Origin of the sequence: Streptomyces sp. NPDC026673, assembly GCF_040638135.1 — a bacterium.
Taxonomy (GTDB): Bacteria; Actinomycetota; Actinomycetes; order Streptomycetales; family Streptomycetaceae; genus Actinacidiphila.
The window spans coordinates 311,269-320,630 of sequence record NZ_JBEZXR010000002.1 but is presented as its reverse complement, the minus strand read 5'-3'; the positions used below and the strand labels follow the sequence as shown (position 1 = coordinate 320,630).

Genomic DNA, 9,362 nt, shown 5'->3' with positions numbered 1-9,362 from the left:
ACCTCGACCATCCGAACCGGATGGACGGGGTATCAACATATCTGGCGTTGACTTTTGGCACGCTGTTGAGTTCTCAAGGAACGGAAGCTTCCTTCGAGACCGTTTCACCGGCCCCTCCGGGCTTTCCCTTCGTTGTCTCCAGCTTAGCAGATCCGATTTCCTTCTCTGCCACCCTCTGGAGGGGGTTCGCCGTCCGGCTTTCGCTTTTCGGCTTTTCCGACTCTATCAGACCGTTTCCGTCCTGATCCCCAGTCAGCGGGGTTTGTCTTCCCGGCTGTTGGGCCGTTCCGACTGGTGAAACATTAGCGGATCAGTGGCGCCCGATGCCAATCGAGCAATTCCGTCGATCCTCATTCCGGGAAAACGCACACGCGAACGAGACGACACGAAGCCGTTCGTCGAGGTGGGTCTTGCGGGATGGCTGCCCGGGGACCGACCGAAGTCGGCGTTCACCGGCGGGCAACTCGGAGAACATTACGGATCCCCCGTACGTCTGTCAAACCGGGGCAGCCGGGTCAGTCCAGGTCCTTCAGACGGCCGCCGGCGTCGGGCTGGTCGGCCTCGACGCGACGGAGGAGACGGCTCAGGAGGTCGCCGAGGACGTTGCGTTCGCCGGCGGCGAGGTCCTGGAGGAGGTCGGCCTCGAAGGCGGAGGCCATGCGCATGGTCTCCAGCCACTTGCCGCGCCCCAGGTCGGTGAGCTCGACGATGACGCGGACCCGGTTGTTCTCGTCGCGCTCCCGGGTGACCAGCCCCTCGGAGACCATGCGGTCGATGCGGTGGGTCATCGCGGCGGGGGTGAGCCCCAGGCGCTTGGCCAGGTCTCCGGGGCCGAGACGGTAAGGACGGCCCACGACCACAAGGGCCTTGAGGACCTCCCACTCGGCACTGGTGATGCCGACCGCCGACAGTTGGCGGCTGTAGCCCACGTTCATACGGCGGTTGAGCCTGCCCAGGGCCGTGACGATCTTCTCGACCTGGGGGTCCACCTCGGGGTATTCGCGCTGGTAGATCGCGATCTGCTCGTCGAGGTCCAGCTCATGCGGAGTGCCGGCATGACCGTCGGCTGCGCTCGTCATGGCATGAGTGTCCCACGAAACTCATTGGCCCTAAAGACTTCTGGCATGTACTGTTTAGCTTCGAAGTTTAGAGTTCAAGTCTTCACGTTCAAGGACTACTGACCTAAGGGGTGAGTGTGACCACCGCGATGGGCGCCGCGCTGCGCCGGATCCAGCTGGGCAACGCGCTGAGCGCGTTCGGCAACGGCTTCACCGTCCCGTTCCTGTTCGTCTATGTGGCGCAGGTGCGGGATCTGGGAGCGGGCACGGCGGGCGTCGTGCTGTCCGCGTTCGCAGTCGCCGCGCTCGCCGTGCTGCCGTTCACCGGTCGGACGATCGACCGGAGCGGCCCGCTGCCCGTGCTGCTGGCCGGTGCCGTCGCCGCCGCGGTGGGCGCCATGGGCTTCGGGCTCGCGTCGAGCGCCGCCCTCGTGATCGCCGCGTCCGCGGTGATGGGTGCCGGGATCGCGGTGATGCAGCCCGCGCTGGCCACGCTCATCGTGTGGTGCTCCACGCCGAGGACCCGCTCCCGGGCCTTCGCGACCCAGTTCTTCCTGAGCAACCTCGGGCTGGGTGTGGGCGGCCTGCTGGGCGGACTGCTGGTCGACACCTCGCGGCCCGGCTCCTTCACCGTGCTGTTCTCCATCGAGGCCGCGATGTTCGTCGTCCTCGGTGTCGTGGTGGCCTCCGTGCGGCTGCCGAAGCCGGCGCGTATGGAGGCGGCCCCGGCGGAGCGGGCGGCCGGCGGATGGCGGGTGCTCTTCGCGGACCGGGCGATGGTGCAGTTCTGCGTACTGGGCGGGGTGCTCTTCTTCGCCTGCTACGGGCAGTTCGAATCGGGGCTGTCGGCGTTCGCGGTCGAGGTGACCAAGGTGTCGCCGGCGACGCTGGGGATCGCACTCGCGGCCAACACCGCGGCGATCGTGGTCGCGCAGTTCCTCGTCCTGCGGCCGGTGGAGCGGCGGCGGCGCAGCCGGGTCATCGCGGCGGTCGGCGTGCTGTGGGCGCTGGCGTGGGTGGTCGCCGGGCTGTCCGGGCTGATGGGCTCCGCGCACGGGATCGCCACGGCGATGCTGATCAGCACCTACGCGCTGTTCGGGCTCGGGGAGGCGATGCTGTCGCCGACCGTCGCGCCGCTGGTGGCGGACATGGCGCCGGAGCGCATGGTCGGGCAGTACAACTCGGCGTTCGCGCTGGTGAAGCAGCTGGCGCTGGCGGTGGGGCCGGCCGTCGGCGGGCTGATGGCCGGCGGCGGGTTGTACACCGAGTACATCGTGATGCTGGTGGGCTGCTCGCTGGCGGTCAGCGTGCTGTCCCTGCGCCTGGGCCGGCGGCTCACGGTCCGGCAGGACGAACCGCTGCGTGAGCCGGTGCTGGCGGCGTAGCCGCCGGCCCGTTCCGCGGCCGGCGTCAGCCGGGCAGGGCGAACTCGCACCACACCGCCTTGCCTCCGCCTGGGGTCCGCCGGGAACCCCAGGCGGAGGCGATGGTGGCGATGATGGAGATGCCGCGGCCGGCCTCGTCGGCCGGTTCGGCGCGGCGGCGGCGCGGCAGGTGGTCGTCGCCGTCGGTGACCTCGATGATCAGGCGCCGGTCGGTGCGCCGCAGCCGCAGCCGCATGGGCGGGACGCCGTGCTGGAGCGAGTTGGCGACCAGTTCGCTGGCGGCGAGGACGCCGAGGTCGACGAGTTCGACGGGGAAGCGCCAGGAGGTCAGCACCCCCTGGGCGAAGGCGCGGGCGCGCGGGGCGGCCTCGATGCCGCCGAGCAGTTCCAGGGAGGCGTTGCGGAAGAGCTCGGAGTCGTTGCCCTCGCGCTGCGGGTACTGCATGACGAGGACGGCGACGTCGTCGGCGTGCTCGGAGGTGACGCCGAGGGCGCGCAGCAGGCGGTCGCAGATGACCTGGGGGCTGCCGGTGGCGCCGGCGAGGGCGTTCATCAGGGCGGAGACGCCCTCGTCGATGTCCTCGCCGCGGCGCTCGATGAGGCCGTCGGTGTACAGCACGGCGGTGGCGCCGGGCCCGAGGGGGACAGAGCCGGAGGTGTGGACCCAGCCGCCGGTGCCCAGCGGCGGGCCGGTGGGCTCGTCGGCCCGGCGGACGGTGCCGTCGGCGTCGCGTACGACGATCGGCAGATGGCCGGCGGAGGCGTACGACAGCCGTCCCTCGCTGGGGTCGTGGACGGCGTAGACGCAGGTGGCGATCTGGGTGGCGTCGATCTCGGCGGCGAGGCCGTCGAGGAGCTGGATGACCTCGTGCGGGGGCAGGTCGAGGCGGGCGTAGGCGCGGACCGCGGTGCGGAGCTGGCCCATGACGGCGGCGGCGCGCACCCCGCGGCCCATGACGTCGCCGATGACCAGGGCGGTGCGGCCGGCGCCGAGGGTGATGACGTCGTACCAGTCGCCGCCGACGGCGGCGTCGGTGCCGCCGGGCTGGTAGGTGGCGGCCACGCGCAGGTCGTCGGGCTGCTCGAGTTCCTGGGGGAGCAGGCTGCGCTGGAGGGTGACGGCGGTCGCGTGCAGGCGGCGCTCGCTCTCGCGCAGGCGCTCGGCCGCCTGGACCTGGTCGGTGACGTCGGTGGCGAAGACCAGGACGCCGCCGGTGTCGCCGCCGTCCCTCACCGGGACGGGGCTGCAGGTGAGGGTGAAGTAGCCCTGGCGGGTCGCGGTGGCGACCTTGCGGGCCTTGACGGTGCGGGGCTTGCCGCTGCGGAAGACCTGGTCCATCAGGGGGAGCAGGCCGAGCTCGGCGAGCTCGGGGAGGGTCTCCCGGGCGGGCTCGCCGGGGGTGCGGGGGCCGAAGACCTCGGTCCAGGCCTCGTTGACGTAGCCGAGGTGGTGCGTCGGCCCGTGCGTGACCGCGATGAGGGCGGGCAGCCTGCCCAGCACCTCGCGTACGGGGAGCGCGTCGAGGGTGTGCGCCGGCGCGTCGGGGTGCTCGGCGGTCTCACCGCGCGCGGCGGGGACCGCTCCGCCGGACGGGGGTTCGGCACCGGCGGCCGCCGCCTGGGCATTGCGTCGCTGTGTTCCGGGGAGCCGGGCGCTCCAACGCGTGAGGTTCAAACGTCCGATTCCTCGTAATTGTCACTCTTTGCAGGTGCTGGCGCACGCTTGGTCACGGGGTCCAGTGTGGCCGACCCGCCGCTCCGGGGGAATCGGCCACCGCATCCGCACTGGCGGTCAGGGCGCGTCGGGCTTGCGTCCGGTCTCCGCGGCGAGCTCGAACTCGGCGCGGGGGTTCTCCAGCGAGCCGAGCGAGACGATCTCCCGTTTGAAGAGCCCGGACAGGACCCATTCGGCCAGGATGCGCGCCTTCCGGTTGAAGGTGGGCATTCGGCTGAGGTGGTACGCGCGGTGCATCAACCAGGCGGGGTAGCCCTTGAGTTTGCGCCCGTAGACCTGTGCCACGCCCTTGTGGAGGCCGAGGGAGGCGACCGAGCCCGCGTACGCGTGACGGTAGTCGGTCAGGGGCTCGCCGCGCAGGCTCGCGACGATGTTGTCGGCCAGGACGCGGGCCTGGCGCAGGGCGTGCTGCGCGTTGGGGGCGCAGAGCGCGTCGGGGTCGTCGGAGGTGATGTCCGGGACGGCGGCGGCGTCGCCCGCGGCCCACGCGTTCTCCGTTCCGGCGATCCGCAGGGCGGCGGTGCACGCGATCCGGCCGCGGCCGTTGAGCGGCAGGTCGGTGCGGGAGAGCACGGGGTGCGGCTTGACGCCGGCCGTCCACACGACCGTGCGGGTGGGGAGGCGGGAGCCGTCGTCGAGGGCGGCGACGCGGTTCTCGCAGGATTCCAGCCGGGTGTTCAGGCGGATGTCGACGTTGCGGCCGCGCAGCTCCCGGATGGCGTACCGGCCCATGTCCTCGCCGACCTCGGGGAGGATCCGGTCGGTGGCCTCGACGAGGATCCACTTCAGGTCGCCGGCCTCGACGTTGTGGTAGTAGCGCACCGCGTAGCGGGCCATGTCCTCCAGCTCCCCGAGCGCCTCCACCCCGGCGTAGCCGCCGCCGACGAAGACGAAGGTCAGCGCGGCCTCGCGGACCTCGACGTCCCGGGTGGAGGAGGCGATGTCGAGCTGCTCCAGGACGTGGTTGCGCAGCCCGATGGCCTCCTCGACGGTCTTGAAGCCGATGGCGTGCTCGGCGAGGCCGGGGATCGGCAGGGTGCGGGAGACGGAGCCGGGCGCGAGCACCAGATGGTCGTACGGCAGTTCGAGCGCGCCGGAGCCCTCGTCCTCGGTGGCGAGGGTGGTCAGGGTGGCGACCCGCTTGGCGTGGTCGATGCGCCGCGCCTCGCCGACGACCAGCGTGCAGCGGTCCAGCACCCGGCGCAGCGGCACGATGACATGGCGCGGCGAGATGGAGCCGGCCGCCGCCTCGGGCAGGAAGGGCTGATAGGTCATGTAGGGCTGCGGTTCCACGACGACGATTTCCGCTTCCTCGTGCCGCAGCTTCCGCTGCAGTCGCAAAGCGGTGTACATGCCCACGTAACCGCCGCCGACGACCAGGATGCGCGGGATCCCGGATTCTTCGGCCGCGCCGGACGACCCCTTGAGTGCTGCCATCGTTCCATGAGGCAATGGGCCATCGGGGTTTGTCCACAGGGCGTACGGCAATGAATGGCCGAATCCTGATGTCCGGCAGGTCACGGGCGGGTTGCTGACCGGTGGGAAGCGCCCGGACGGAGAATCGGCGGCCGCGGTACGCCGATCGTGCACGGGTTGCCCCTTCATTCTTGACCGGGGCTCAACTATGTTCGTTACTCGCCGGGGTGCCTGTGCGGTGTGGTACGCCGTGTCCCGGCGCTCAAGGGGTGGGGAGTCTCCGGGGGGAGACGCGATTAACCGGGGGATACACATATGCATATCCAGGACTCGCAATGGGCGATGACCGCGACGGTGAGCGGCCATCCCGATCCGGCTGCCCGCAATGGCGGCGGGGGGCGCACTTCTCCGCTGCGCGTCGACGCGCAGCGCAATCTCGAGCATGTGCTGCGGGCCGCTCGCGAGGTCTTCGGCGAGCTGGGGTACGGCGCGCCGATGGAGGACGTGGCGCGACGGGCCCGGGTCGGCGTCGGCACCGTCTACCGGCGGTTCCCAAGCAAGGACGTACTGGTGCGGCGCATAGCCGAGGAGGAGACGGCACGGCTGACGGAGCAGGCGCGCGCGGCCCTGGGCCAGGAGGAGGAGGCCTGGTCGGCGCTGTCCCGCTTCCTGCGGACGTCGGTGGCCTCCGGCGCCGGGCGGCTGCTGCCGCCGCAGGTGCTGCAGGTGCAGCCGGCCGGTGCGGCGGAGGGGGCGCGGGTGCCGCAGCAGCGCGGCGCGGCCGACGCCGCCGCGTCGGGTGCCGGGATCGCCACGCTGCTGGACGTCGTCGGGCAGCTGGTGGACCGGGCGCGCGCGGCCGGTGAGCTGCGCGCGGACGTGTCGGTGGCCGATGTGCTGCTGGTCATCGCCACGTCGGCGCCCGCGCTGCCGGATCCCGCGCAGCAGGCGGCCGCCTCGGCCCGGTTGCTGGACATCCTGCTGGAGGGACTGCGGTCCCGTCCGGCGGTATGAGGCTGACCCGTTCAGGTGATGACCCGCGTCCGGGGGGTGAAACTCCCCGGACGGGTGGTTCTGATGCTTGACAGGTCGTCGGACGGTACGGGTGTGCCACTCTTACGCCCGTGGATGAAGGAAACGGGGAGTCGGGTCCCCCCGCGGACGCGGGGGCGGGCTCCGATGGGGGCCCTCAGTCCGGCCGCGTACCGGGGCAGCGGGAACCGCTCGCGGAGCGCCTCCCCGAGGCCGAGGACACCTCCGGCGCCTCCGGGGCGCAGCTGTCGGACGCCGAGCTCGTCTCCCGTGTGCGCGGCGGCGACGACAGCGCCTACGAGGAGCTGTACCGCAGGCACGTGGCCGCCGTACGGCGCTACGCGCGGGGCTGCTGCCGGGACCGGCACACCGCGGAGGACCTGACCGGCGAGGTCTTCGCCCGCACGCTGCAAGCCATCCGGGGCGGCAGTGGTCCGGACGCCGCGGTGCGCGCCTATCTGCTGACCACGGTGCGGAGGGTCGCCGCGTCCTGGGGCAGTACCGCCAAGAGGGAACAACTCGTCGACGACTTCGCGGTGTTCGCGGTCACGGCGGCCGGTTCCGCGGCGGGCGAGGGCACCCAGGAACCGGCCGCGGACGTGCGCGCCATGCACGAGGCCGAGCGGTCGCTGGCCATCCAGGCCTTTCGTACGCTCCCCGAGCGCTGGCAGGCGGTGCTGTGGCACACCGCGGTCGAGGAGGAGTCGCCGAGCAAGATCGCGCCGCTGCTCGGCCTGACGGCCAACGCGACGGCCGTGCTCGCGCACCGCGCCCGCGAAGGGCTGCGCCAGGCCTATCTGCAGGCCCATGTCTCGTCCTCGCTGACCGCGGAGGGCGCCTGTGCCCGCTACGCGGACCGGCTCGGCGCACACGCCCGCGGCGGCCTGCGGATGCGGGCCGACCGGGAACTGCGCAAGCACTTGGAGGAGTGCGCCAAGTGCCGCCTGGCGGCGGCCGAACTGGCCGACGTCAACGCGGCGCTCAAGGGGCTGCTGCCGGTCGCGGTCGTCGGCTGGTTCGGCGCGGCGTACGCGGCCAAGGCCGCCGGGATCGCCGCGGCCGGTGCCGGCGCGGGCGCGGCGGCGGCCGCCGCGACGGGCGGCGGGTCGGCGGGCGGCGCCGCGGCGGGTGCCGGTGGTGCGGCGGCGGCCGAAGGGGCCGCCGCACCGGTGAAGATCGCCGTCGTCGCGGGTCTGGCCCTCGCGGCGGCCGGTGCCGTGGTGGCGATCGCGCTGTCCGGCGACGACGGCCCGCCCAAGCAGCAGGCGCGTGCCAAGCCCTCGGCCGCACCGGCCGTGCCGTCGCCCGCTCCGACACCCTCGCCGTCGCGGCGCTCCCCCGCGCCGAGCCCGACGCCGTCCGTCCCGGCACCCGTGCGGGCCGCCACTCCGGCACCGACGCCCCCGGCGCGCCCCGCCGAGGAGCCGCCGTCCCCGCCCGAGAAGCCGCCGTCGCCGGCGCCCAGCCGGACCCCCGAGCCCTCGTCCACTCCGACGCCGACCCCCACGCCCGAGCCGGCGGTCTACCGGCTCAGCGCGCTGCGGCACGGCGTTCTCGGCCGGTCCGACCAGCCCACGATCCGGATCGGCGACTGGGTCTGGCAGCGCTGGGGCCTCGGTATCGACGGCACGCGCCACCCGTACGGCGTCACGGTCGGCGCGCCGTCCACCGTCACCATCGACCTCAACCGCTCCTGCACCGCCTTCGACGCCGTCGTCGGCATCGACGACATCGCGCTGGGCTTCGGCGCGGCGCGCTTCTCCGTCCACGGGGACGACGGTCTGCTGTGGCGCTCCGAGGTGCTGCGCGGCGGCGACCCGGGGGTGCCGGTGCACGTGCCGCTCACCGGCACCGGCACGATCCGGCTGAAGGTCGAGCCGACGCGCAGGTTCCACCTGGTGAACGTCGCGGACTGGGCGGTCTCGCGGATCACCTGCGGCTGATCACCTGCCGGCGGGGACCTCGCACGCGCCGTCGGCGCAGGCGTCCCCCGCGGGGGCGGCCGGCACGGCACCGGTCTCCTGGGCGACCTGCTCCAGCACGCGCAGGAAGGTCGAGATCTCCTGGCCGCCCTGGACGGCCCACTTGCCCTCGAAGACGAAGGTGGGAACGGCGTTCACACCGAGGGCGCGGGCGTCGTCGATCTCGGCGAGCACCTCCTCGCGGCCCTCGTCCGAGGCGAGGAAGGCGGCGGCCCGGTCACGGTCGAGTCCCGCCTCGGCGGCGAGACCGGCCAGGACGGCGCGGTCGCCGACGTCCGCGCCCTCGGCGAAGTGCGCCACGAGCAGCCGGTCCTTGAGCGCCGCCTGCTCCTTGACGCCGTACGCGGTCAGGGCGTGCCACAGCAGGCGGTGGGCGAGCAGGGTGTTGTTCTCGATGGCGCGGTCGAAGTCGAAGTCCAGGCCCACGGCGCGGCCGAGCTCCTCCACCCGGGCGTCCATCGCCGCGGACTGCGGGCCGTAACGACGGTCGAGGTACGCGCGGTGCGGCTCGGGGGTCTCGGACTTGTCAGGGGCGAGCTGGAACGGGCGGTAGACCACCTCGACCTGGTCCGCCTGCGGGAAGGCGGCCAGCGCCCGCTCGAAGCGGCGCTTGCCGACGTAGCACCACGGGCAGGCGATGTCGCTGTAGATCTCGACCTTCATGCTCTCTCCGTCACCGAGTCATCAGTTGAACCCTCAAGAACGCAACGAAGAGCCCCCCGCGACCATTCCCCCCGCCCGGACCTCCCTCGGC

The 9,362-nt window shown here is 72.6% G+C and carries 8 protein-coding genes; 4 read left to right on the top strand and 4 right to left on the bottom strand.

The annotated features are described in order from the left end of the window. Positions 1 to 245: hypothetical protein (locus tag AB0F62_RS03050; protein WP_361791487.1), on the top strand; the 245-nt coding region annotated here is incomplete at its 5' end. Between the two features lie 270 nt (positions 246 to 515). Here the strand turns inward: AB0F62_RS03050 and AB0F62_RS03045 are convergent. Beyond that, positions 516 to 1,079, bottom strand: a complete 564-nt coding sequence (locus AB0F62_RS03045; RefSeq protein ID WP_361791485.1) for a MarR family transcriptional regulator — start codon at positions 1,077 to 1,079, stop codon at positions 516 to 518. 116 nt (positions 1,080 to 1,195) lie between these two features. On the opposite strand from AB0F62_RS03045, the gene AB0F62_RS03040 reads away from it, so the two are divergent. Then, a complete protein-coding gene (locus tag AB0F62_RS03040) occupies positions 1,196 to 2,443 on the top strand; it encodes an MFS transporter (RefSeq protein ID WP_361791483.1) in 1,248 nt (415 codons plus the stop codon). 25 nt (positions 2,444 to 2,468) lie between these two features. On the opposite strand, the gene AB0F62_RS03035 is transcribed toward AB0F62_RS03040, so the two are convergent. After that, entirely contained in the window at positions 2,469 to 4,118 is a 1,650-nt protein-coding gene (locus AB0F62_RS03035) for a SpoIIE family protein phosphatase (protein WP_361791481.1), read from the bottom strand. A 117-nt stretch (positions 4,119 to 4,235) separates the two neighbouring features. Continuing rightward, positions 4,236 to 5,615 (bottom strand): NAD(P)/FAD-dependent oxidoreductase, encoded by a 1,380-nt coding sequence (locus AB0F62_RS03030; protein WP_361791479.1) that lies wholly within the window; start codon positions 5,613 to 5,615, stop codon positions 4,236 to 4,238. 294 nt (positions 5,616 to 5,909) lie between these two features. On the opposite strand from AB0F62_RS03030, the gene AB0F62_RS03025 reads away from it, so the two are divergent. Both AB0F62_RS03025 and AB0F62_RS03020 read left to right on the top strand, forming a co-directional pair. Then, entirely contained in the window at positions 5,910 to 6,608 is a 699-nt protein-coding gene (locus AB0F62_RS03025; protein WP_361791477.1) for a helix-turn-helix domain-containing protein, read from the top strand. A gap of 110 nt (positions 6,609 to 6,718) precedes the next feature. After that, positions 6,719 to 8,569, top strand: coding sequence for a sigma-70 family RNA polymerase sigma factor (locus AB0F62_RS03020; protein WP_361791475.1), 1,851 nt, complete (start codon positions 6,719 to 6,721; stop codon positions 8,567 to 8,569). On the opposite strand, the gene AB0F62_RS03015 is transcribed toward AB0F62_RS03020, so the two are convergent. Next, complete coding sequence (locus AB0F62_RS03015; protein ID WP_361791473.1) at positions 8,570 to 9,271, bottom strand: DsbA family oxidoreductase; 702 nt, start codon at positions 9,269 to 9,271, stop codon at positions 8,570 to 8,572. Positions 9,272 to 9,362: the final 91 nt, after the last annotated feature.